This window comes from Actinomyces oris, assembly GCF_001553935.1.
GTDB lineage: Bacteria > Actinomycetota > Actinomycetes > Actinomycetales > Actinomycetaceae > Actinomyces > Actinomyces oris_A.
The window spans coordinates 1,271,604-1,294,212 of record NZ_CP014232.1 but is presented as its reverse complement, the minus strand read 5'-3'; the positions used below and the strand labels follow the sequence as shown (position 1 = coordinate 1,294,212).

The window sequence follows — 22,609 nt, the reverse complement described above, 5'->3', positions numbered from 1 at the left end:
GGCCTACATCTCAGTCCCAGCCTGGCTCGGTTAGCCGGCGCCTCCCTCACCAACGTCCTCGCCACGTTTGCGCGCCCGCAGACCCTCCCAGTACTCCAGCCGCTCACGGATGCGGTGCTCGTGGCCGTTGGCGGTGGGCTCGTAGAGAGGCCGGCGCTCGACGCCGTCGGGCAGGTAGCCCGCACCAGAGAAGCCGTCGGTCGTGTCCGGGTCGTACTCGTAGCCCTCGCCGTAGCCGAGCTCCTTCATGAGTCGGGTGGGGGCGTTGAGGATGTGGGCCGGCGGCATGAGCGAGCCGGTCTGTCGGGCCAGGCGCACCGCGCGGCCGTAGCCGCGGTAGACAGCGATTGACTTGGGCGCGGTGGCCAGGTAGACGACCGCCTGCGCGATGGCGAGCTCCCCCTCGGGCGATCCCAGGCGCTCGTAAGCGTCCCAGGCCGCCAGCGTCATCTGAAGGGCGGCCGGGTCGGCCATGCCGACGTCCTCGCTGGCGAATCGCACCAGACGGCGCGCCACGTAGAGCGGGTCCTCGCCCCCGCTCAGCATGCGCGCCAGCCAGTACAGGGCGGCGTCCGGATCGGAGCCGCGCATCGACTTGTGCAGGGCGGAGATGAGGTTGTAGTGCTCCTCATGGGACTTGTCGTACAGGGGTGCCCGGGAGGCGATGACGCTGCGCAGCCCTTCAACGTCAAGTGGTTCCGGGCCGTCTGCGTCCTGGGCGGCGAGGACCTGCTCGACCATGCCCAGCAGGTAGCGGCCATCGCCGTCGGCCATGGACAGCAGGGCGGTGCGGGCATCCTCAGTCAGAGCGAGGCTGCGACCCATCAGGGACTCGGCGCGCGCCAGCAGCTCGGTCAGGGCGGCCTCATCCAGGCGGCGCAGGACCATGACCTGGCAGCGTGACAGGAGGGCGCCGTTGAGCTCGAAGCTCGGGTTCTCGGTGGTCGCGCCGACCAGGACAACCGTCCCGTCCTCGACGTAGGGCAGGAAGGAGTCCTGCTGGGCCCGGTTGAAGCGGTGGATCTCGTCGACGAACAGGAGCGTTCCCTGCCCGATCTCGCGGCGGCGGGCCGCTGCGGCGAAGACCTTGCGCAGGTCGGCCACCCCGGAGAAGGTCGCCGAGACCTGCTCGAAGACCAGGCCGGTGCGGTCGGCCAGGAGCCGAGCGATCGTCGTCTTGCCGCAGCCCGGCGGGCCCCACAGGATGATCGATGACAAACGGCCGGAGGCGACCATGCGGCCCAGCGGGGCGTCGTCGGCGAGCAGCTGGTCCTGGCCGACGACGTCGTCGAGCACCCGCGGGCGCAGCCGATCGGCCAGCGGGCGGGCCGGGTCGTCGACGAGGCCGGAGCCGTCGGGGCCGGCGGCGTCGAACAGTGAGGGTGATTCCGGTTCGGGCGTACGGCGAGCCATGCCTCGAGCGTAGGGCCTGACGGTGACATGTCCGCGCAGCCGGGGACATCCTGCGCGTGCGGGGACCGGATTCCTGTCCCCGCACGCGCGAACCGCACCCGACCGCAGAGAAATGTCACCGGCCGCGCGAAACGGCCCCGCACGCGGACAGCCAGCAGACAGCCAGCGGACCAAGCACCGCAGGCCGAGCAGGACAATTCCCACCATCGGGCTGACATGGCCCCTCCACCCGGGGGAGACTACGAGGTGCGCGGCCCCACTGCCGACCCCCGCACACGGGGCCGCACGCGACACGACCGGCAGGACCGGCGGCGTCCCACCACGGCGCCTCCACTCGGCAGGACACCCCATGACCTTCACCTACACACTCACCTGCACACTCGACACCACCACGGCCCTTCCACCCGTAGCCGGCAGTGAGGAGCAGCGCGCCTACTGGGTCACCCCCACCATCCTGGCGTGGCCGCTGTCGCTGCTGCCCCGGGGGATGGACCGCGAGGTCGTCGTCACCGACGCCGGTCACCCCCTTCTCGGCTCCGGCCTCGCCCTGCGTCTCATCACCGCGCCCGACGGCGGCGCCGCAGCCATCCACGGCCAGATCCTGGGCGCGGACGGCATGCCCGCCCCGACGGTCACGCCGCTGCGCATCGTCGGGAACCTTCCCGACGAGGTCCTCGCCGCGCACCCCCACCTGGAGGGCTACATCGCCCTGAGCGCGACCGACGCCGCCGGCACCCCCCTGCTCGACGACGCTGCCGTCGCCTCCGCCCTGACCGGCCAGGTCGCCATCGCCCAGTACGTCGGACTCCCGGACCCCACCGAGGCCGCCGACGTCAGCGACGCCCACCTCGACGCCTTCACCGGGGTGCAGACCGCCATCCTCCTGGACCATCTCTACGCCGAGGCCGCCACCCGCGCCGAGTTGGGCGTCACCTTCACCGGCGGCCTGCCCTCCTTCGCCCTGTGGGCACCCAGCGCGCAGGCCGTCACCCTCCTGACCTGGGAGACCAGCGACCCGCTGGGCTCGGTGCCGGAGGTCCCCGGCCCGCCGCGACGCACCCCGGCCGTCCGCAAAGGCGACGGCCGCTGGGTCGTCACCAACCGCCCCGACCAGCCAGCCGGCGCCACCTTGAGCACCCCCAGCGGCGAGCCCGGCCCGAGCGCCCCCGGCGCCCCCATCACCGCCGGCTGCCAGTACCTGTGGGAAGTGCGGGTCTACGTACCCAGCACTCGACGCGTGGAGACCAACATCGTCACCGACCCCTACTCGACGACGCTGACAACGGACTCGACCCGCTCAGTCGCCGTCGACCTGGCTGACCCGCGGCTGGCCCCCGAGCAGTGGGCCACCACCCGGGCTCCGGCGGTCCGCAACGACTCGGCCCGCAGCATCTACGAGCTCCACCTGCGGGACTTCTCCGCCGCCGACGACACCGTCCCGCCCGAGCTGCGCGGCACCTACCGGGCCTTCACGGTGGCGGGCTCAGCGGGCGTGCGCCACCTGGCCGAGCTGGCCCGGGCCGGCATGAACACGATCCACCTGCTGCCCACCTTCGACATCGCCACCATCCCCGAGCACCGCGGCTCCCAGCGCCACCCCGACATCCCCGACGGCGCGCACCCGGCCTCGGCCGACCAGCAGGCGGCCATCGCGGAGGTGGCCGACCACGACGCCTACAACTGGGGCTACGACCCGCTCCACTGGGGCGCCCCCGAGGGCTCCTACGCGACCGAGGGCCACCAGGACGGCGGGGCGCGCGTCGTCGAGTTCCGCGAGATGGTGGGGGCCCTGCATGATCTGGGCCTCCAGGTGGTCCTCGACCAGGTCTACAACCACACGGCCGCCTGCGGGCAGGACCCGCGCAGCGTCCTGGACCAGGTGGTGCCGGGCTACTACCACCGTCTCGACGCCGTCGGGCGGGTGACGAGCTCGACCTGCTGCGCCAACACGGCCACGGAGAACGCCCTGTGCGCGCGCCTCATGGTCGACTCGGTGGTGCGCTGGGCGCGCTGGTACCGGGTCGACGGCTTCCGCTTCGACCTCATGGGCCACCACCCGCGAGCCGTCATGGAGCGCGTGCGGGCGGCCCTGGACGAGCTGACGCTGGAGGCCGACGGCGTCGACGGCCGCTCCATCTACCTGTACGGGGAGGGGTGGAACTTCGGGGAGGTGGCGGGCAACGCCCTGTTCATGCAGGCCACCCAGGGCCAGCTCGACGGCACCGGGATCGGTGCCTTCAACGACCGCCTGCGTGACGCCGTCCACGGCGGGGGTGCCTTCGACCCCGACCACCGCGTCTTCCAGGGCTTCGGCACCGGCCTGCTCACGCAGCCCAGCGGCCTGGACCATCGAGGCTGGAACGAGCAGTCGGCGGACCTGGCCCACCGCACCGACCTGGTGCGCCTAGGTCTGGCGGGCAACCTCAAGGACTACGTCATGACGATCTCGGACGGGTCGGTGCGCCGCGGCATCGACCTCATCCACAACGGGGCGCCGGCGGCCTTCGCCTCCCACCCCCAGGAGAACGTCAACTACGTCGACGCCCACGACAATGAGACGCTCTACGACCTGCTGGCCTACAAGCTGCCCCAGGGCATGCCGGTGGCCGAGCGGGTGCGGATGAACACCGTGTGCCTGGCCACGGTGGCGCTGGCGCAGTCGCCGTCCTTCTGGAGCGCGGGCACCGAACTGCTGCGCAGCAAGTCACTGGACCGGGACTCCTACAACTCGGGGGACTGGTTCAACGCCATTGACTTCACGGGGCAGTCCAACGGTTTCGGGCGGGGTCTGCCGCCGGCCAGCCGCAACGAGGGCTCCTGGGCGATCCAGGGGCCGCTGCTGCAGGACGACTGGCTGCGGCCCTCGCCCGAGGAGATCGCGGCGGCCCGCTCCCAGGCCCTGGATCTGCTGCGGCTGCGCGCCTCGACGCCGCTGTTCAGCCTGGGCTCGGCCCGCCTCATCCAGGACAAGCTGAGCTTCCCGGGGGCGGGCTTCGGGGCGCCGGCGGGAGTGATCGTCATGCTCATCGACGACACCCGGGGCGGGAGCGACGTGGACCCCGAGCTCGACGCCGTCCTGGTGGTCTTCAACGCCTCGGGCCAGACGCTCACTCAGCCGCTGCCCGAGCTGGCGGGCCGGGACTTCCGCCTCTGCCCCATTCAGGCCGAGGGGGCCGATGAGGTGGTGCGCCGCACCGGCTTCGACCGTGCCAGCGGGACGATCTCGGTGCCGGCGCGCACCGTGGCCGTCCTGGTAGAGCCCCAGAGCCGCTGAGGGGGCGCGCTCGTTCCCGGGCGGCTCCCCGACGAGGAGAAGTGTCACGTTTGGCGACTATTCCCCGGCCCTGGGTGCCCCGACGCAACCAGCACACCGTCCTGACCTGGGCAGATGCTCGCAAGCCACGGAGGACCAAGGAGGCGATCAGCCCTAAAAGTCGCCCACAGTGACACAAACCGGTTCCAGGCGGCTGATTCAAGGAGCTTGCGTGCACCTTCACGCCCGTCCCAGGACGTCATCGAGGCCGATGACGCCGCCGCGCAGGGCCAGCAGCACCAGCTGAACCCGATCTCGGCAGCCGGTCTTGGACAGCAGGTGGCTCACGTGGGTCTTGACCGTGGGCATGGACAGCCACTCCCGGTCGCAGATCTCCTGGTTGGTGAGCCCCAGGGCGATAAGCGCCAGGATCTCGCGCTCACGCTGGGTCAGGCCCGCGACCTGCTGGGAGGCCTCGGCGGCCCGAACCGCCTCGACTGAGTCCTGGGAGGCATGGCGGCCAGCGCCGTCCCCAGGAAGAACGCCGCTGAACTGGCCGGTGCGCACGGCGGTGAGCAGCTGGCGAGTGGGTCCCGGGGAGATGACGGAGTCGCCATCGTGGACAGTGCGGATCGCTGCGATGAGGTCCTGGGGCGGGGTGTTCTTCAGCAGGAAACCGGCTGCACCGGCCTCGATGGCACCCATGACGTAACCGTCGGTGTCGAAGGTGGTCAGAATGACGACCCGTCCGGTGACGCCACGGGCCATGAGTTCCCGGGTCGCGGACAGCCCGTCCAGCCCGGGCATCTGCACATCGAGGAGGAGCACGTCGACGGGGTCGGCGGCGTTGCACCTGAGGGCGTCGTTGCCGTCGACGGCGCGCCAGACGACCTCCATATCCGGCTGCGCCCCCAGCAGCATGGCCAGCCCCATGGTGAACAGCGGCTCATCATCGGCCAGACCCAGGCGGATCACAGGTGCCTCCCCTTCTTGACGGTAACTCACCGGAAGTATCCGCCCTTCGGGTTCGGCTGGTGCGGTTTTGTGCTGACGAGGTACCGACGCCCCCCTGCGATGTTCGCCATATGAGCAGAGGTGGCTCTCACTGTGGAACACAGGGGAGCTCTGTCGTCACCCTCCATCCGCCCTCAGCCGTGGGACCGGCGGTGAAGGTGCCTCCGACCTGGGCAACCCGGTCACGCATGCCGATGAGGCCGAAGCCGCCGTGCCTGAGACCTTCGGAGACGCTCACCGCGGGACGAGACGTCGCGGCCGAGGCGTGTGGCGTCTGCCCTGGCACGGCGTCCACCTGTTCGCCTCTGTCCTCACGATGCGGGTCGTCGGTCCTCGGCATCGGATCCGCATCTCCTGCCAGCGACTCCGGGACCGGGGCGTTCTCGACGACGAGGATGACGCGCCCCGCCCCGGTGCGCAGCGAGACTCTCGTGGCCGCACCGGGAGCGTGGCGCAGCACGTTGGTCAGCGACTCCTGGGCCACCCGGTGAAGGACCTGCGCCACCGCCGGGGGAACCCGGCCGGCCGGGTCGGCCTCCAGGGTGACGGGCAGTCCCGCCCGCTGCGCCTGACGCACGGGTTCGCGCAGAAGCTCCACGTGCTGTCCCGACGTCGCCTCTCCGGTTCCGGTGCCAGCCTCGGCTCCGGCCTCAACAGTGCCGGAAGCCCCGCCGCCGGCACCACCGGCGGGACGGCCTCCAGCCCCGGAACCTCCCACACCGGCGGCACCGGCATCGGAACGCAGCATGTCGACCAGGGCATGCACCTCGTCGACGGAGCGACGGGAGGTCTCTCCGATGACGGCCAGGGCCTCGTCGGCGGAGGCCGGGTCGGTGGCCAGGATGGCCCGGGCTCCCTCGGCCTGCATGGCGATGACGGTGAGACTGTGGCCGAGCAGGTCATGGACGTCACGGGCGATGCGCTGCTGGGTCTCGATGACCGCGAGGCGCCGCTCGGTGGCCTGCTGCGCCTCGAGCACCGAGGCCCGCTCAAGGGCCCGGTTGTAGCGGTCACGGCTACGGCGCCGCGCAGCGCCGACGAAGGCCGCCACAATCGTCACCAGCCAGATATTGACGACGACCACGGACCGTGCCTCACCTGCGTGGACGTAGCCGCCGATGAGGTGAAACACGCGCGCCGTCGTCAGCTCCACGCCCACGATCTCGAGGACGAGCGCCACCCACCGCCACGGCGCCTCCAAGCGGGACTGCGTCGTCTCCACCGCGATCAGACCGGTCACGACGAAGAAGACGGAGAACCCCGTGAACAACACCAGGTGCGCGCTCAGGCAGATGCCGGCCACCACAACGAAGAGCAGCGGGCAGCGGCGCCGGACGGCCAGAGCCAGGGCGCAGGCCCCCACCAGCAGGGCGTGGAGCACCGGCCCCGCCCCGTCGACGAGCCAGAACGCCGAGTCGGGCCGGCCAAGGCACAACAGGAAGAAGAAGGCCAGAGCGATGACGACGTCGACCGCGCTCGTCCACGGGACCGAGCGCGGGTCGCGCCAGGCAACCGGGGTCGATCCCACCGGCGCCGCCGGCCCGGTCGGGGCGGGGTCCACCGAGTCGGCCCGCGCCGCCTCACGCCCCAGCCGCTTTCTCATGCCTGAACCGTACCGTCGCGACCGCACGCCTCCGAGGCCGCCGCCAGGATTTCATACCCGGGTATGAGTCCCGCCATCCCACCGATTCCCGGAGCAGACCACGGGCTGATGCTCACCAGGTCCGACGCGAGCATCCTTGTTCCCATGACGACCTCGCATCGCATCCCACCAGCGCCTTCAGCACCTCTCCAGGCGCAGGCGGCCGCCTCCAGCACGCCGGCTCAGCCAGTCCGGACCTCCTCTCCGGCTCGCCTCCCGCAGGCCGGCGGGCCGGCCCCGGGAGCGCCTGCCTCCGACGCCGTCGTCCTGACCCACGACCTCACCAAGACCTTCGGCAGGCGCACCGTCGTCGAGGGGCTCAACCTCGTGGTGCCCCGCGGGGCCGTCTACGGCTTCCTGGGCCCCAACGGCTCGGGCAAGTCGACGACGATGAAGATGCTGCTGGGACTCCTGGCGCCCACGCGCGGGCAGATCAGCGTGCTGGGGAGGCCCTTCAGCCCGACCACGCGAGCCGAGATCATGTCGCGCACCGGCTCGATGATCGAGAACCCGCCCGGCTACAGCCACCTCACGGGCGCGGAGAACATGCGGATCGCGGCGAAGATGCAGGCACTGAGCGACCAGCAGATCAGTCGCGCCCTCGCCCTGGTGCGCCTGACCGAGCACAAGGACCGCCTGGTGCGCACCTACTCACTGGGCATGAAGCAGCGCCTCGGGATCGCTCTGGCGCTGGCCCGCCAGCCCGAGCTGCTCATCCTCGATGAGCCCACCAACGGCCTGGACCCGGCCGGTATCGAGGAGGTGCGCCGGCTGCTGGTCGAGCTCTCCGGCGAGGGCGTCACCGTCATGGTCTCCAGCCACCTGCTCGACGAAATCGACCGCATGGCGTCCACGCTCGGCATCCTGTCGGGCGGGCGCCTGGTCTTCCAGGGCACGCGCGCCGAGCTCATGGAGCGCTCGGTGCCGGACGTGCTCGTCGCCACCCCGACGCCGCAGGCCGTCCTGAGCCCTCAGGTCCTGGCCGGGCTCGTACCGGCGCAGGCACTCGCGGCGGCGACGGCGGCCGGCGCCCCCGATGCGTCCGCCTCGCCCAACCGGACCGCTGTTCCCGTCACCGGTTCTGCCACCGGCCCGACGCTGACGCCACAGGGCGTGCGCATCCCGGGAATGTCGAAGGAGGCGGTCGCCGAGCTCATCAACCGGCTGGTGAGCGCCGGCGTCGAGCTGCACGAGGTACGGCGCAAGGCCCAGAGCCTCGAGGACGTCTTCATGGACCTCACCGGTCGCGGAGGTGTGCTGTGACGACCAGCGCTGCACTCTCCTCCGTCCCCGCCGTCGTTGCTCCGACGTCGGATCATGGCTCGCCCGGTTCCCGGCAGTCATCCGCACCCGGCTTCCTGACGGCTGTGGGTGTCGAGCTCCTCAAGATGCGCCGGCTGCGCACGCCTGTGATCACGGCGCTGATCGTCGGCACATCGGTGGCTTTGTGCAGCATGAGCCTCTTCAGCGCGTCGTTCACGGAGAGCTCCCATGACCCGCATGCGATGCCGTGGGCAAGGCTGTTACTGACCACGGGCTTCTTCAACGCGATGATCGGGCCGATCCTCGTCTCCGTGCTCGCCAGCCGGCAGACGGATATCGAACACACCGGCTCCGGCTGGAACCTGGCCGCCGCCTCCGGCCTGACGCCGGGAACCCTGTGCCGGGCCAAGCTCGTCGCCCTGTCACTCCTCATCGTCCCAGCTGTGACGGGTCAGAGTCTGGGCATCATCACGCTCGCCCGTTTCAGAGGACTGTCGGTGGCGCTCGACGTCGGCCCCTGGGCCACGTACACGACTCTCCTCATCTGCGTGGACCTGGCCATGTGCGCCTACTTCCTGTGGCTGGCAGCCGTGGTGGAGAACCAGATGATCGTCATGAGCACCGGGCTGCTCAGCGGCTTCATCGGAATCTTCACCCTGCTCGTACCACCTGAGATAGTCCAATGGACCCCCTGGGGGTACTACGCCCTCATCACTCCCGCCGCCATGAGCGCCACCGCGCACTCTCAGCCGGACGTCACCTACATCGACGTCCCGGCGGGGTGGATCGCCGGCTTCCTCATCCTGACGGTTCTCCTCTTCACCGTTGTCACCCACCGGCTCGACAAGATCGAGAGGTAGTCCCGTGAGCACTTCTGCACTCATTCCCGTCACGACCCGCCGCGCGGGCAACACCGGCTTCCCGTCCCTGCTGGCCGCCGAGGTCATCAAGCTCAAGCGCTCCTCGGTGTGGGTGGTGGCCGTTCTGCTGCCGCTGCTCGCAGTCATCACCGGCACCTTCAACTTCTACCGAAATCTGGGGGTCTTCTCCGCGGAATGGGGAGCTCTGACGTCCCAGATATCCTTGTTCTACTCGATGTTCTTCTGCTCGTTGGGGGTGGCCCTGCTGGCCTCCGCCGCATGGCGGATGGAGCACCGGGGCACGAGCTGGAACGCCATGCGGACCTCCCCGCACTCCCCGGTATCCGTCGTCCTGGCCAAGACCCTGGTCATTGTGCTTCCGGTGCTGGCCATGCAGGTGGCGCTCATCGTGCTGGCCTGGATCTCGGGGGCATTCGTGATGGGTCTCGGTCTCGCAATGCCCAGCACCGTCATCGCCTCCAATCTTCTGGCAGTGGTCAGCATCATCCCGCTCATCGCCCTGCAGTCACTGCTGAGCATGCTCATGCGGTCCTTCGCCGCGCCAGTGGCACTGGGATTCGTCGGCTGCGTCCTCGGATTCGGCCTGGGAGCGGCACAGAACCCTCTGGCCTACGCCATCCCCCAAGGGCTTGTCAGCATGACACTGTCTCTGGGATCGACCGCCTTGACGGCCGGGGAACTGGACGCGGCGAGCATGGTTCCTCTCCTGCTCTCCATCGTCGGTGTCGGCGCTGTCATGTGGTGTCTGCTGGTCCTTGTCGCCCGCCGCACCGGCGGCGTGCGCTAGCAGATCGTCACCGCGCACCGTTCGACCACCCCGCCTTCACCCGGCTTTGGGGAAGTGGTTGAGCAGGGAGTCGATGTCCTGCTGAATGCTTGGAGGACGGGTCCCCGTACCAGCCGGCCGCCCCTTGTCGCGGCCGACCCAGAGGACCTCAGGCGTCGAGCAGGGCGCGCAGGTTGCGCACGTACCGATCGAAGGCGATGCGCCCCTCAGGGGTCAGTGCCAGGTAGGTGGCTGGACTGCGCCCGGCGTAGGTCTTGTTCTGCTGCACGTAGCCCGCCCCCTCCAGCTTGGACAGGTGCGTGGACAGGTTGCCGGCCGTCATGTCCAGCAGCTCGCGCAGCCGCGGGAAGTGCAGCTCGTCGCCAACGGGCACGGCGGCCAGGGTCGCCATGATCCGCAGCCGGGCCTGGGCGTGAATAACGGGGTCGATATCGACGGCGGAGGCCGTCGCGGCAGCGAAGACTTCGGCTCCGGCGCCGGCCGACTCAGCCGACTCAGCCGACCCCTCTGCCCGGCCGGCGCTCTCCGGCCTCTCGGGCCGCTGCACCCTGACCCCTCCGGTCACGTCACGCACCTCGCTTCGATTCTGCGGCAGCAGCGACGACGGCGGCCACCAGCATGCCGCCCCCACCGGCCACGGACATGATCCACCAGGCCCAGGGCATCCCGACAATCGTGACCACCAGGGTGACCAGGAGGATCCAGCCGCCCAGGACCCCCATGACCACCTCATTCCACAGTGCGGCGCTCATGAGGAAGATGACGCCGACGACGAGGCAGGGCAGGGCGTTGGACACCACGCTGGCGACCTCGTTGGCCTGGCTCGTGTTGAGGTCGGCCAGGAAGGCATTGACCCGGCTGAGGATGAGGGCGCTCAGCGGCATCCCGAGGAACCAGGCGAGACTGTAGTAGGTGCCCTCTCGGCTGCTCCGGCCGCGGATGCCGCGCACCTTGGGGACGATATAGGCGAAGGTGAACAGCAGGGCCGCCGCGAGGCAGCCGCAGAAGAATAGGTAGGGCGCCAGCGGCAGGCTGTAGTCCGCCCTGCGGGAGAGGGCCAGGGCGGCATAGCCGAGCAGCCAGGCCAGCCCCCAGGCGACCAGAACCGGAGTCGCCTTGACCCTGTGCCGCTTGAGATAGGCGCTCCGCTGGGCCTCGACGACGGCGAGGGCCTCATCGGGCCCCGCCGGGATCCTCTGATCCTCAGTGGCCGCACTCATGGTGAACCTCCTCGTCAACATGGGTTTGCGTTTCAAACCAGCTCCAGGATAGCGCCCTTTGGTTTGCGTTGCAAACTACTTTGAACAGACCAACGCCGCCGCGCGGCTCCTTCCGGCGTAGGAGGGTCCGCCCAGGCTCTCCCCCTAGAATCGGCGTCATGACAGATGCGGCACCAGGCTCGCCCCCGCCGGCCGGCGACCTCGACCACGCCTCGATGCACACCGAGCCTCCCGGCGAGCCCGCCACCGCCGTCGCCCGGCAGGAACCCGCGCCTCCCGTCCCCTCGGCCGCCTCCGCGCCCTCCATATCCTCTGCACCCTCAGCGGAGTCGACCTCCACCTCGCCCGTCGGCATCCCCGTCATCGGGGTCGCCCCGGTGGCCGAGCCCGCCCCGGTCTCCGGTCCCGCCGCCCCCCGCTCGACGACGCTCCTGGTGGACACCACCGCGCACCGCCTGCGCCGCACGGAGGATCTGCTCGACCTGACCCTGACGCTCCTGGGCATCTTCGCCGTCCTCGTCCTGGCGATCTACGCCCGCGAGACCACGACCGGCGTCACCCAGGACGTCCAGAACGCCCTGGCGGTGGTGCTGCGCCGCATCCTTGTCTTCCCCCTGCAGACCATTGAGGGCCTGGTCACCTTCATCGTGCCGCTGGCCGTTCTGCTGGACCGGGTCCTGCGCCGCTCCTGGCGCTCCTTGGGCCAAGCCGTCCTGTCGGGGATCGCCGGTCACCTGGTCGCCGTCGCCGCGATGACCGGCCTCGTGGTCTGGGGCCCCACCGCCCTGGTCATGGGGCTGACGGTCACCGCCTCGGGCACCGCCCAGCTGGGCGTCTCCACCGTCTTCGCCTCCATGGCCGGCCTGCTCACGGCCGCCGGCGACCGCAACAGCTCCACCGTGATGCGCTCGGGCTGGGGCGCCCTGTGGGCGGTCCTGGGCATGGCGGTACTGCGCGGCGCCCTGACCCTGCCGGGCGCGGTGCTGTCCCTGCTGCTGGGCCGCGTCGTCGGCCTGCTGGTCCGTTACGTCTTCGGGGTCGAGGATCGCCGCGCCCACGGGGTCACGCTCGTGCGCGCCCTGCGCCGGGCCGGGATCGACGCCGTACGCGTGGTCCGTATGGACCGTGCCCCCGAGGCGCGCGCCTGGGTCGTCACCACCGACGCCCCCCTGGGCTACACCGAGCAGGTCCGTGAGCAGGTGCGCGAGAACCCGCTGAACCCACCGCCACAGGAGCCCGCGGGCCTCGAGCCCGCCGCCGACGAGGCCTCCGCTGACGAGCAGGTCACCGACGCGACCGCCGCCCCATCGAGCGGACAGGCCGCCTCCCCTCTCGACTCGGCGCCAGTGGACACGGCCGGGACCGGGAGCACGCAGACCTCGGCGGAGGCGAACACGATCAAGCCGGCCACCGACGTCGACCTGGCCGCGGTCCTGGCCGAGGCCTCCAGCGAGGCCCTGTCCCAGGAGCGGGCCTCAGTCCACCGCATGTACGCCGTGTGGGACTCGGCAGGTGAGCGCCGCAACGTCACCCTCCTCGACGCCGACCGGCAGGTGGCCGGGTTCCTCTCCAACATCTGGGACCAGATCCGCGTCAAGGGCCTGTCCCCCACCCGCGACCTGTCCCTGCGCCCGGCCGCCGAGCACGCCGCCCTCATGACGATGGAGGCCCGCCGCGCCCAGGTGCGCACCCCCGGCCTGCTGGGGATGGCCGAGGCCGCCGAGTCCATGCTGCTGGTGACCGACCACGTCGTCGGCGCCCGCTCCATCAGCGACCTGGGGGCCGAGGTCGACGACGACGTCCTGGAACAGCTGTGGAGCCAGCTCCAGCGCGCTCACGCCGCGGGGCTGGCGCACGGGAGCATCGACGCCTCGAGCGTCGTCGTCGACGAGTCCGGGAGGCTGTGGCTCCTGGACTGGGCCTCGGGCGAGACGATCTCCTCCGAGCTCTCCCGCCGCGTGGACCTGGCTCAGGCCCTGGCGCTGACGGCGCTGGCGGTCGGAGCCGAGCGGGCCATCGACGCCGCCTCCCGCTCACTGACCACCGCGCAGCTGGCCTCGATCGCCCCCATGCTCCAGCGGGTGGTGCTGCCGCGCCAGACCCGCGAGGTCATGGGACGGCGCGGCGCCAGCCGGCAGGTGCTCCAGGACCTGCGTGACGCCCTCGTGGCACTGACCCCCACGGCCGACGCCGAGCCGGCCCGCCTCAACCGCTTCTCCACGCGTGTTGTCCTCATGGTGGTGGTCGGACTGGTCGCGGTGTGGACGCTCATGGCCGGGATGGACTTCCAGCAGGTCTCCACCGCCGTCTCGCAGGCCAATGTCTGGTGGATGCTGGCGGCCCTGGTCTTCTCCGTGGCGACCTACGTGGGCGCCGGACTCACGCTGGTGGCCTTCAGTCCCGAGCGGCTCTCCCTGTGGCGCTCCACCGAGGTGCACCTGGCCAGCGCCGTCGTCTCACTCGTGGCCCCGGCCGGTGTGGGCGGGGCGGCCATCAACCTGCGCTTCCTCAACCGCAAGGGGGTGCCCACCGCGGTCGGCGTGGCCACGGTGGCCCTGGTCCAGGTGGTCCAGTTCATCGTCACCGTGGTGCTGCTCGTGGTGCTGGCGGCGATGACCGGCCAGTCCACGGGACTGACCCTGCCCTCGGGCTGGGTGCTGGTCGCCGCGGGCGCCGTCGTCGTCGTGGCGGCGGTGGTCCTGACCATCCCCAAGGCGCGCACCTGGGTGTGGGCCAAGATCGAGCCCACCTACCGCCAGGTGTGGCCACGGCTCGTGTGGGTCATGTCCAACCCGATGCGACTGGCCCTGGGCGTGGGCGGCGCACTCACGCTGAGCCTGTCCTACATCCTGTCCTTCAGCGCGAGCCTGTGGGCCTTCGGCTACACGGTGCCCTTCGCGGTCCTGGCCATCACCTACCTGGCCTCCAACACGGTGGGCTCGATCGTGCCCTCCCCCGGCGGTATCGGGCCGGTCGAGCTCGCCCTGACCGCCGGGCTCGTCGCCGCCGGCGTCCCCTACGGGGTGGCGCTGTCCACGGCGATCGTCTACCGCCTGGTGACCTTCTGGATCCCGATCCCGGTGGGCTGGCTCAGCCTCCAGCGCCTACAGAAGGTCGGAGACCTGTAGCGCGCGTGCACGGACAGGGCCCCGTCATGAAGGTGCCGTCGGTGCGGGCCGGTCACGCCCGGGCGGAGGCGCCCACGCGGTAGAAAGTCCGCAGGTACGACGCGTCGATAGGCTCATCGACGATGCGATCGTCGGCCTCGATCCAGGCGTGGGCGGCGAAGGGGGGCGTGGCGACGACGCCGACGCACCACGTCGGCGCGTAGCCGCGCTGCCTGCACAGGAGCATCGCGGCCACCGACCTGATGAGGCACGCCCTGTCCCCGCGGCACACGGCGCTGGCGGAGAGGATGTCATCCCTGGCGTCGCGGGCGATGCTGTAGTCGGCGGGCTGCGCGCCCCGCACGACGAAGGACATGAGGCGCTGGAGACGGTGGGGCTTGAGATGGCGCAGGAGGCGGGACAGGCCGACCAGCACGGCGATGTTCGTGCGCTGGACCAGGCTGATCGAGTGGCGGGTGGTGGGGAGCATCTGGCTCATGAGAGGACACCTTTCTGAATGCGAGCCGGCTTTGCTGCCGATGCCCTGGTGGTGGCGATGGGCGGTCAGTGACGGGTGGGAGGGACTCAGGCGTGCGTGTCCGTCCGATTGAAGTAGCGCGCTGTGGCAAGAACGCAGAGCGCGGTCAGCGCGACGGACAGAACGACGGTGAGGGTGGCCGACTGGATCGTGAGCGCCGACGCGTCCGCCCCAGAGCCTGATCCGAGCTGAGTGGTATGAGCCAGGAGGCAGTAGGCGTAGATCAGGGCCGCCCTGACCTTGATGGCGAGAAGAACGGCACCGACGCACGTGAGCACGAACCCGATCACGACGGGAAGAACGAACGAGCGGGACCTCGCTGACAGAGCGGACTGTGCCGCGCAGACGGGCACGCTGGCCACGACCACGAGGACGCTGACGGCGTAGTAGCGAGCCGGGAGCCAAGCGGGCAGGTGGAACACCACCTTTCCCAGGAAGAGCACGGTCAGGAGGAGGACTGCCTGCATGAAGGTCGCGAGGAGGGCGAGCGCGAGAACCTTGGCGGAGGCCAGCCTCCAGGCGGCCACCGGTTGGGCGGTCATGGCGTTCCAGTTGTTCCCGGTGTGCTCGGCGCGCCAGACGAGGGAGGCCAGGACGGACAGTCCGACGCCGAGCATCAGCATCCCGTAGAGGCCGATCGATCGGATCCACAGGGTGTTCCAGCCATCCTCGAAGCCGCCAGAGGTCCAGGCTCCCATGGCGCTGGCCACGGCAGTGACGGAAGGGACGAGTGCGGCGAGAATCCACGCCGCTGAGCGCCGGATCTTGATCAGCTCCGCAATGAAGACTCCCATGTCCTACACCTCCTTGCGGTCGAGACGAGTGGTGATGATGGTGAAGGCGACGGCGCCCGCGATGGCGAGTACCAGCGCCCCGGGGAAGGGCGCGTCCAGGTACACGGGATCGGATCCCGCGAACGTCATGGGCACAACGAGGGAGTAATAGGTCCAGGGGGTGAGGTATTGCGCCCAGGTGGGCGCCATAGCGCCGATCATGCTCAGGAGCACCCCCAGCATTCCGGCTCCTACTGCCAGCAGCTGGTTGTCCGATGCCAAGGAGATGAGGAGCTGGAGCGCGAGAATGACAAGACTGATGACGCACACCGAGGCGGTGTACGCGACGATCCTGCCGGTGGGCACTGGGGCGGGGACGCCAAGCAGTGCCCCCCACATCGGCACGCACAGTCCCCACAGCACGCAGACGGCTGCCAGTGGCGCACCGAGGGCGAGGAACTTCGCACGGCACAGCTGCCCAGGTGTTGTTCCCGACGCCGCAAAGAGAAGCCATCCATTGCCCGCGCGCTCGATCTCCGTCACCCTGCTGGCGATGACCGCGATGAGGAGCGGAGCCAGGAGGCACACCCCGGCGTGAAGGCCACCGAGCAGCACCTTCCAGCCATCCCCGTCAGGAGCCTTGAGATCGACGGAAACACCGGCGCCGAGGGCAAAGAGCACTGCGATGCCCACCGCACCGAGGAGCAGGAAGAGCAGAAGGGGGAGGATTCTCAGATTCCTCATCTTGGAGTACTCAGCACGCAGGACGCGTAAAGGGCGGGGTCTGATCGAGGTCCGGGTTGCCGCTGTCACCGGATGCCACCCCCTTGCGTCATCCGCATGAACGCGCTTTCCAGCGTCTGCTCCTCCGGGACGGCGCTGTAGATGTCGATGCCTCGGCCGACCAGGCTGGAGATGGCCTGCGCAGTTGTCTCCCGTGTGATCCCACGCAGCCTGATGAGAGCGCGGTCTGACCTCTGCTCGAGGATCGGGGAGAGGGAGGAGAGGGATTCGCAGGCGCGCGATGGGGCCGCGCAGTCGATCAGGATGTCCGGCGCGGTGACGTCGAGCATCTCCGAGCGGTTCCCCTGGAAGACCAGTCGTCCCTGGGCCAGGACGCCCAGCACGGTGGCCGTCTTGTCGATCTCACCGAGCAGGTGCGAGGAGACCATGACTGTTGTCCCGCGCTCGGCGAGCCGCTGGAGAAGGTCTCGTATCTCCTCGATCCCCGCGGGGTCGAGGCCGTTGGTCGGTTCGTCGAGGATGAGCAGGCGGGGCCGGCGGACCAGCGCCATGGCAATGCCGAGGCGCTGCTTCATGCCGAGGGAGTAGGCGCGCACCTTCTTGTCGATGTGCCTCTCGAGATGGACGGTCCGCACGGCGTCACGCACGTCGTCGTCATTCAGACCGAGGAGGTGCTGCACGATGCGCATGTTCTCCGCGCCGGTGAGGTGGCCGTACCCCGGAGGGGACTCGATGAGCGAGCCGATCCGGCCCAGGAGCCTGTGACGGTTCTCGCGCGTCATCGGCTCACCGAGGATCCGGATGCTCCCGCTGCTCGGGCGGATGAGGGACAGGAGCATCTTCATCGTGGTCGATTTGCCAGCGCCGTTGGGTCCCAGGAACCCGTACACGACGCCCTCGGGAATCCGCAGGTCCACGTCGTGAACGACCTGTCGGTCGCCGTAACGCTTGCTGAGCTGATGGGTGGTGACGATGTCGCTCATCGGGCGATGCTCCTCTGTCTTGTCTGCGTCGTGGATCGGCGTCTGCGCCTCGTGGCGGCTTGATGGCGCGCCCGAGCACCGGAGGCTCGTGGGTTCTGTGGGCTCGTTCTGCGTGCGCGCTGGCCGCCCTCGCACGCCTTGTGCCGGGCCGAGCCTCGTCGACCGCCGGAGCACCTGGAGGCGCGGCGCAGGGCTCTGCGAGCCAGCGAGATCCCGATGACCAGCCAGATGAGGGGAACGATGAGGCCACCGAGCAGCACCGTGAGGTCGCTGGGATCACCCGAGTGGGAGGACTCGGGCAGGAGGGCGTTGCGCAGGCTCGCACTCACCCAGAAGGTCGGCAGCGTCATCGCACCCGCCTGCGTGAGCCCTCCCGATCCTGCGATCGGATGGAACGCCCCCGAGGCTGCTCCGATGAGCATGACGCTGATGGAGGCAAGGCTGAGCTGGCGCGGACTCCTGAGCGTCGCGCCGACGACGACGGCCAGCGGGAGCAGTGAGAGGAGCCCGGCAGGAGCGACGACGAGGAGGGCCGCGGTGCTCACGGGGGAGAGTGCCGTGCGGCCCGTGACCAGCCACAGGAGCGGGAGCGCCGCCGCGAATGCGGTGACGGCGAGCTGGAAGTGGCTGAGGACCTTGCTGATGGCGTACGCCGTCGTGCCGTGGGGCAGACAGCTCGACCTGAGCAGGGTGCCGTCCATCCTCTCCTGCATGACGGTCGAGGCGGCACCCATGACGCCTGACAGCAGCGTGTTGATGAGCAGGATGCCGATGAGGGCGTAGTTCCCGAAGGAGGCGCCCCGGCCGGCGAGTGCGTCGCTGTGACGGACGATGGAGATCGTGACCACCGCGATGACTGGGAACATGAGATGACCTGGCAGAGAGCCGAGGTTGTTCCTCAGCTCGATGAGGCTGCGCCGGTATCCAAGGGCGACGATTCCGCTGGGGCTTCCGGCCGCCATCATGATGCGGCCCTCCGGGCGTGTGCGGCCTCGTTGGTGATGCGCAGGTAGAGCTGCTCCAGCGTGGCGCGTCGGACCTCGAGATTCTCGAGGGACTCGCCTGCGGTGTTGACGAGCGTCTTGAGAGTGGGGACGGTGGCATCGGGAGGTGTTTCCAGCACGTGGAACTCACCCCGGTCCGTATAGCTGATGCGGTCCTTGACCTGCACCCGCTGTCCGAACTCCTCCACCGTGCCCTGGAACCTCACCGTCCCCTCGGCCAGGACGATGACGTGACTGGCGAGCTCCTCGGCCTCCCTGAGGTCGTGAGTGGTCAGGACAATGGTCAGGGTCTTCCGCGCGACCAGAGCATGGATGAGTGCGTGGAACTCGTTGCGCGCCTCGGTGTCGAAACCGGTGGTCGGCTCGTCGAGGAAGAGGATGTCGGGGTTGCCGACAAGCCCGATGGCGACGTCGAGCCGCCGTCTCTGGCCACCGGAGAGCGTGCGGATGCGCTTCGCAGCGACCGAGGACAGACCAACGACGCGCAGGAGCTCATCGGGGTCCCATCCCGCCTCAGAGGAGGAATAAGCGCCGTAGTACTGGCTGAGGTGATGCAGGAGGTCGCCGACGCGCCAGCGCTCGTGATCACGCCAGGACTGACGTACCACGCCCACTCGCGCTCGCCACGCCTCGTCGGCGTGGGCGGGATCGATCCCCAGGACCCGCACATATCCCGAGGAGCGGCGCTTGAGCCCGCACAGGATATCGATGGTCGTGCTCTTGCCTGCGCCATTGGGTCCCAGGAGCGCCAGGACGGAGCCGCGCGGGATGGTGAAGGAGGTTCCGGCCAGCACGGTCTTGTCGTCGTACGACATGGTGAGCTGTGAGGCCTGGACTGCAGGGGCTTGAGTCATCTGCGGCATGGTTCTCCTCCTTTGGCGCGGGTGCGTTCGATGGTTGTTGTCAGCGCGCGGCTGCATCTGAGAAGGGGCGGGGGCGGGTGCAGGACCCGCCCCCACTTCCTTCCCGGGGTTACGGGGGATCAGCCCTCGTAGGAGAAGTCCCAGAACGGGAGGACGTACTCGGTGTATGGACCGACCCACTCACCTGTACGGGTCTGGAAGTCTCCCAGCTCCTGGACGGTCGGAGTTGCGTATGCGGTCATTGTCATGACCTCCTTTCTTGTGTTGGTGATCTGTGCTGTGATTGTTTCTGAATGTGATCAGAACGGGTTCGGACCGTAGATGTCTGCGATGATCCACCAGCCCTCCTGGGCGCCGCCGATGCCGAAGCCGGTCTCCTTGGCGAATCCACCGAGCTCGTGAATCTCGGGTGCAATGTAGTTGCGCACAGTGCTCACCTCCTTTCGAGTTCTTTCTTCTGTCATCCGATCAGTGGAGTGACGTCGTGGTCAGCTGGGACGGTTCAGGGCCGCTGGCCCCGCAGTTCGGAGCGGGCCTTGAACGGAGGCGGGGTGGCGGGGCCATCCCTGACCCGGTGACTCACCGGGTGGACTGGGAGGAGGATCATCAGACGATACCCTCACGGTGAAGTGATGCGATGGTCGAAGCGACATCACGTGAGGCCTGCTCGGCACTGATCCCGTATGTGGCCACAAGAGCATCCGTAGCGCTCCTGGCGTCGCCCCCGGTCTGGAGCTCATCGAGTATCTGTGCCGCTGTGGAATTAAGGTGCCAGTACTTCCCACTCTTCGGGGCCAGCGCCACCTCGCCGTAATCGGTCTGCACCCGCAGAGGGGCGGCTTTCTTGTTTGCCATGTGTCTTCCTTTGGTCAGTTGACGTGGGGGATCAGGAAGCAGTCGTCACCGAGGGCGAGTTCCTGAGGAAAAGAGCGGTGTTGATGAGCTGGGAAATCAGAGTGGGTGGCATACTGGTTTCCGACGGTCGAATCGACTCCTCCAGGGCGTGACGGTCAATAATCCCAAGATCCATGAGGCTGGACTCGTCCAGCAGATCCTTCACTGTCGAGAAGTTCTGTGCGTATCCACGAACGGCCTGTGGCGACCCCCCCACCTTGGTGGTTCGGAGCAGGTATTCGTCGGGGAGAATCCCGCGCATCGCTGCTTTCATGAGGGGCTTCCACTCGATGGGGCTGTCCCGATCTGTGTAGGCGACACTGAGAACTGCCTCGACGACATGGTCATCCATGAGTGGCGACTCATACCCAATACCTTGGTGGAGGCCGACCTGAGACATTCCTCGAGTCACTCTCGAGGCGTCGATGATGCTCGCCAGATCGAAATGCTCACCACGTTCAGGGGAGAGCGGCTTGGCATGCTCGGCCGAGGCGACCATGGAGGCGATGAGTTCCTCTCGCGCCTCCTGGGCGATCCAGGCAGGGATGCGGGGCGGTATGTACCAGTCGCTTGCTCTGAGGGAGAAGGTCTCCGCAGAGGGACGCACCGATTCGTACGCCATGTCCTTCAACCAGCGCGAGTACGATCGCCGGTCGATGAGGCGCCGGAGCGCCGTGAGGCTGCTCTGCTTCATCGCGGCGGCCTCCGCCCGGGCCCGGTTCCAGCCGAGAATGGGGTGGCGCCGGGCAATGCTGTGGTCCCATGCAGGGACACCGCGGAAGAGATGGTCACCGCCGGCGCCATGAAGGTGCATGGTGACGCCCTGGTCGCGATCGCGGTCGAGCGCGTAGAGGATACGGGGGGCGGTGAGTGGCACCTGGGTGGGCTCATCGACGGGAATGTCCATCTCGCCGATTCCCTCGTAGAACGACGGCGCATCGCCCAGCCAGAGTGCTTCATGCCTGACTCGAGGCATCGCCTGAGCGGCGATCTCAGCCCAGCGGAGGTCCTCACGGCCGCCAGGATCATCGCTGTAAAACGTGAGAGCCGTGACCCCCTGAGGTGCGGTGGAGGCGTAGTAGCACACCGGCGTGGAGTCGAGTCCTCCAGAAAGATCGCATGCCAGCTCGCGATGCTGCTGGGAGCGCACGGCTACTGCCGCCTGGAGCCTTTCTCGAAGTAATGCCGCGCCCTCGGAGCGGCTCAACCGCGGACTCGGCCGCCGCCACCAGGCATGGGTCGAAGTCGAGGCGCTGGCGTCCACGGTGAGACAGTGACCGCCGTACACCGGGGTGATGCCCTTCCACATGGGCTGCTGGGCGTCGTCGAAGTTGGGCTGGCTGCCCAGGAGGGAGCGAGTCACGGCTGCCGTGTCCAGCGGGAGCCTCCCCAGGGCCGCGAGAGTATCGGCGCGATCCGAGACGATGGTGGTGCCGAAGATGCGGGCGTGGAAGACGCGATGCGTCTGCATCGCCGGCCCGCAGGCGAGGATCGTCGCATCCCGCAGCGCGTAGACGGTGAAGCTCCCGTCGAACCGCATGACCTCGGCGGCTGTTTCCGAGAGCGAGGCACCGCGTCGCGCGATTCTGTTGAGATCCTCGACTGAGGCGGAGCACGTTCCTACTACCACGATACTGGTGCCGGGAGCTGTTGAGGCCGTGACGTACGCCTGCGGCATGCGCACCATGAGCCAAGGCCTGCCCGAGGCGTGCCTGGCGATCATCGTCGCCTGCGGGGCGGCGATGCTGATGACGTTGTCAGCCTCGACCGTGTCCGGTACTGCGATGGCGAATGCCTGAGGCAGGATGATGGAATTATCTTGTTGATCGACGGACCGGACGGTGATCGTCGGGTTATCCGCGTGATCCGATTCCGTCATCTCCGGGGCGGTGATCGTCATGGCGCTCGCCTCCTTCCTCACTGATCTCGTTGGTGTGTCGTTGTCGATGACTTAATACTGCCGGTTCCGGACAGCCATGTAATCCGCCATTCGGGTTATCCGGTCGATTGATATCTGGTCACCCATTCGTCCAACGAGCGGGAGCACCACTTGGGAAATGACGGATTCGGCTATCTCCCGCAGCTCGACACCACCATCCACCCACCACACACTTCGACCGAATCTTCATAAACAACGCGACTCCGGGTCGTTTATGAAGATTCGGTCGAAGTGTTGCGCCTCCAGCACCCGAACGAGCACTGCGTATGGCTGCAGACGCGACGGGGCGCC

General features: G+C 68.8%; 20 protein-coding genes. 5 read left to right on the top strand and 15 right to left on the bottom strand.

The features are described from left to right. Nucleotides 1-30: 30 nt before the first annotated feature. Nucleotides 31-1,413: a replication-associated recombination protein A gene (locus tag AXE84_RS05415; protein ID WP_060957125.1), complete on the bottom strand. Its 1,383-nt coding sequence runs from the start codon at nucleotides 1,411-1,413 to the stop codon at nucleotides 31-33. A 349-nt stretch (nucleotides 1,414-1,762) separates the two neighbouring features. On the opposite strand from AXE84_RS05415, the gene pulA reads away from it, so the two are divergent. Further along, complete coding sequence (pulA, locus tag AXE84_RS05410; protein WP_060957124.1) at nucleotides 1,763-4,687, top strand: pullulanase-type alpha-1,6-glucosidase; 2,925 nt, start codon at nucleotides 1,763-1,765, stop codon at nucleotides 4,685-4,687. A gap of 219 nt (nucleotides 4,688-4,906) precedes the next feature. Here the strand turns inward: pulA and AXE84_RS05405 are convergent, their stop codons facing one another. Both AXE84_RS05405 and AXE84_RS05400 read right to left on the bottom strand, forming a co-directional pair. Continuing rightward, the gene (locus AXE84_RS05405; protein ID WP_010612989.1) at nucleotides 4,907-5,641 is read right to left on the bottom strand and encodes a response regulator; all 735 of its coding nucleotides are present in this window, start codon (nucleotides 5,639-5,641) and stop codon (nucleotides 4,907-4,909) included. Nucleotides 5,642-5,768: 127 nt separating this feature from the next. After that, nucleotides 5,769-7,283: a sensor histidine kinase gene (locus tag AXE84_RS05400; protein WP_081093082.1), complete on the bottom strand. Its 1,515-nt coding sequence runs from the start codon at nucleotides 7,281-7,283 to the stop codon at nucleotides 5,769-5,771. 144 nt (nucleotides 7,284-7,427) lie between these two features. Here AXE84_RS05400 and AXE84_RS05395 point away from each other — a divergent pair, with 144 nt between their 5' ends. From AXE84_RS05395 to AXE84_RS05385, 3 genes are read left to right on the top strand one after another with little or no spacing between them, the layout of a single operon-like run. Beyond that, nucleotides 7,428-8,585 carry an ABC transporter ATP-binding protein gene (locus AXE84_RS05395; RefSeq protein WP_060958171.1) on the top strand — a complete coding sequence of 386 codons (1,158 nt, stop codon included), beginning with the start codon at nucleotides 7,428-7,430 and terminating at the stop codon, nucleotides 8,583-8,585. After that, complete coding sequence (locus AXE84_RS05390; RefSeq protein WP_060957123.1) at nucleotides 8,582-9,445, top strand: ABC transporter permease; 864 nt, start codon at nucleotides 8,582-8,584, stop codon at nucleotides 9,443-9,445. Before AXE84_RS05395 ends, AXE84_RS05390 begins: the two co-directional genes overlap by 4 nt. Before the next feature lie 4 nt (nucleotides 9,446-9,449). Then, nucleotides 9,450-10,253, top strand: coding sequence for an ABC transporter permease (locus AXE84_RS05385; protein WP_060957122.1), 804 nt, complete (start codon nucleotides 9,450-9,452; stop codon nucleotides 10,251-10,253). Nucleotides 10,254-10,401: 148 nt separating this feature from the next. Here AXE84_RS05385 and AXE84_RS12550 read toward each other — a convergent pair whose 3' ends face one another. Further along, on the bottom strand, nucleotides 10,402-10,818 hold the full coding sequence (locus AXE84_RS12550; protein ID WP_236750165.1) for a winged helix-turn-helix domain-containing protein: 417 nt from the start codon (nucleotides 10,816-10,818) through the stop codon (nucleotides 10,402-10,404). Between the two features lies 1 nt (nucleotide 10,819). Beyond that, nucleotides 10,820-11,473: a hypothetical protein gene (locus tag AXE84_RS05375; protein ID WP_060957121.1), complete on the bottom strand. Its 654-nt coding sequence runs from the start codon at nucleotides 11,471-11,473 to the stop codon at nucleotides 10,820-10,822. A 158-nt stretch (nucleotides 11,474-11,631) separates the two neighbouring features. Between AXE84_RS05375 and AXE84_RS05370 the strand changes: the two genes are divergently transcribed. Then, nucleotides 11,632-14,601: a lysylphosphatidylglycerol synthase transmembrane domain-containing protein gene (locus AXE84_RS05370; protein ID WP_150116253.1), complete on the top strand. Its 2,970-nt coding sequence runs from the start codon at nucleotides 11,632-11,634 to the stop codon at nucleotides 14,599-14,601. A 52-nt stretch (nucleotides 14,602-14,653) separates the two neighbouring features. Here the strand turns inward: AXE84_RS05370 and AXE84_RS05365 are convergent, their stop codons facing one another. From AXE84_RS05365 to AXE84_RS05330, 10 genes are all read right to left on the bottom strand, one after another. Beyond that, nucleotides 14,654-15,079 carry a lasso peptide biosynthesis B2 protein gene (locus tag AXE84_RS05365; RefSeq protein WP_010612976.1) on the bottom strand — a complete coding sequence of 142 codons (426 nt, stop codon included), beginning with the start codon at nucleotides 15,077-15,079 and terminating at the stop codon, nucleotides 14,654-14,656. 86 nt (nucleotides 15,080-15,165) lie between these two features. Further along, on the bottom strand, nucleotides 15,166-15,912 hold the full coding sequence (locus tag AXE84_RS05360; RefSeq protein ID WP_010612975.1) for an ABC transporter permease: 747 nt from the start codon (nucleotides 15,910-15,912) through the stop codon (nucleotides 15,166-15,168). Between the two features lie 3 nt (nucleotides 15,913-15,915). After that, nucleotides 15,916-16,635 carry a lantibiotic ABC transporter permease gene (locus AXE84_RS05355; RefSeq protein ID WP_150116252.1) on the bottom strand — a complete coding sequence of 240 codons (720 nt, stop codon included), beginning with the start codon at nucleotides 16,633-16,635 and terminating at the stop codon, nucleotides 15,916-15,918. Between the two features lie 65 nt (nucleotides 16,636-16,700). Further along, nucleotides 16,701-17,618, bottom strand: coding sequence for an ABC transporter ATP-binding protein (locus tag AXE84_RS05350; RefSeq protein WP_010612972.1), 918 nt, complete (start codon nucleotides 17,616-17,618; stop codon nucleotides 16,701-16,703). Then, nucleotides 17,615-18,583, bottom strand: coding sequence for an ABC transporter permease (locus tag AXE84_RS05345; RefSeq protein WP_060957120.1), 969 nt, complete (start codon nucleotides 18,581-18,583; stop codon nucleotides 17,615-17,617). Before AXE84_RS05345 ends, AXE84_RS05350 begins: the two co-directional genes overlap by 4 nt. After that, on the bottom strand, nucleotides 18,580-19,485 hold the full coding sequence (locus AXE84_RS05340; protein ID WP_208854578.1) for an ABC transporter ATP-binding protein: 906 nt from the start codon (nucleotides 19,483-19,485) through the stop codon (nucleotides 18,580-18,582). Before AXE84_RS05340 ends, AXE84_RS05345 begins: the two co-directional genes overlap by 4 nt. 119 nt (nucleotides 19,486-19,604) lie before the next feature. Next, nucleotides 19,605-19,733, bottom strand: a complete 129-nt coding sequence (locus AXE84_RS13405) for a hypothetical protein (RefSeq protein WP_255304735.1) — start codon at nucleotides 19,731-19,733, stop codon at nucleotides 19,605-19,607. 51 nt (nucleotides 19,734-19,784) lie between these two features. Beyond that, the gene (locus AXE84_RS13400) at nucleotides 19,785-19,913 is read right to left on the bottom strand and encodes a hypothetical protein (RefSeq protein ID WP_255304736.1); all 129 of its coding nucleotides are present in this window, start codon (nucleotides 19,911-19,913) and stop codon (nucleotides 19,785-19,787) included. A gap of 178 nt (nucleotides 19,914-20,091) precedes the next feature. Next, nucleotides 20,092-20,340 carry a PqqD family protein gene (locus AXE84_RS05335; protein ID WP_060957119.1) on the bottom strand — a complete coding sequence of 83 codons (249 nt, stop codon included), beginning with the start codon at nucleotides 20,338-20,340 and terminating at the stop codon, nucleotides 20,092-20,094. A 31-nt stretch (nucleotides 20,341-20,371) separates the two neighbouring features. Then, entirely contained in the window at nucleotides 20,372-22,279 is a 1,908-nt protein-coding gene (locus tag AXE84_RS05330; protein WP_060957118.1) for an asparagine synthase-related protein, read from the bottom strand. Nucleotides 22,280-22,609: the final 330 nt, after the last annotated feature.

Bases quoted from the DNA above. Each gene is read 5' to 3' on its own strand.
- AXE84_RS05375 (WP_060957121.1), bottom strand. From the start codon at position 11,473: ATGAGTGCGGCCACTGAGGATCAGAGGATCCCGGCGGGGCCCGATGAG.
- AXE84_RS05335 (WP_060957119.1), bottom strand. From the start codon at position 20,340: ATGGCAAACAAGAAAGCCGCCCCTCTGCGGGTGCAGACCGATTACGGC.
- AXE84_RS05365 (WP_010612976.1), bottom strand. From the start codon at position 15,079: ATGAGCCAGATGCTCCCCACCACCCGCCACTCGATCAGCCTGGTCCAG.
- AXE84_RS05345 (WP_060957120.1), bottom strand. From the start codon at position 18,583: ATGATGGCGGCCGGAAGCCCCAGCGGAATCGTCGCCCTTGGATACCGG.
- AXE84_RS05370 (WP_150116253.1), top strand. From the start codon at position 11,632: ATGACAGATGCGGCACCAGGCTCGCCCCCGCCGGCCGGCGACCTCGAC.
- AXE84_RS05360 (WP_010612975.1), bottom strand. From the start codon at position 15,912: ATGGGAGTCTTCATTGCGGAGCTGATCAAGATCCGGCGCTCAGCGGCG.
- AXE84_RS05400 (WP_081093082.1), bottom strand. From the start codon at position 7,283: ATGAGAAAGCGGCTGGGGCGTGAGGCGGCGCGGGCCGACTCGGTGGAC.
- AXE84_RS05340 (WP_208854578.1), bottom strand. From the start codon at position 19,485: ATGCCGCAGATGACTCAAGCCCCTGCAGTCCAGGCCTCACAGCTCACC.
- AXE84_RS05355 (WP_150116252.1), bottom strand. From the start codon at position 16,635: ATGAGGAATCTGAGAATCCTCCCCCTTCTGCTCTTCCTGCTCCTCGGT.
- AXE84_RS05395 (WP_060958171.1), top strand. From the start codon at position 7,428: ATGACGACCTCGCATCGCATCCCACCAGCGCCTTCAGCACCTCTCCAG.
- AXE84_RS05330 (WP_060957118.1), bottom strand. From the start codon at position 22,279: ATGACGATCACCGCCCCGGAGATGACGGAATCGGATCACGCGGATAAC.
- AXE84_RS05350 (WP_010612972.1), bottom strand. From the start codon at position 17,618: ATGAGCGACATCGTCACCACCCATCAGCTCAGCAAGCGTTACGGCGAC.
- AXE84_RS13405 (WP_255304735.1), bottom strand. From the start codon at position 19,733: ATGACAATGACCGCATACGCAACTCCGACCGTCCAGGAGCTGGGAGAC.
- AXE84_RS05415 (WP_060957125.1), bottom strand. From the start codon at position 1,413: ATGGCTCGCCGTACGCCCGAACCGGAATCACCCTCACTGTTCGACGCC.
- pulA (WP_060957124.1), top strand. From the start codon at position 1,763: ATGACCTTCACCTACACACTCACCTGCACACTCGACACCACCACGGCC.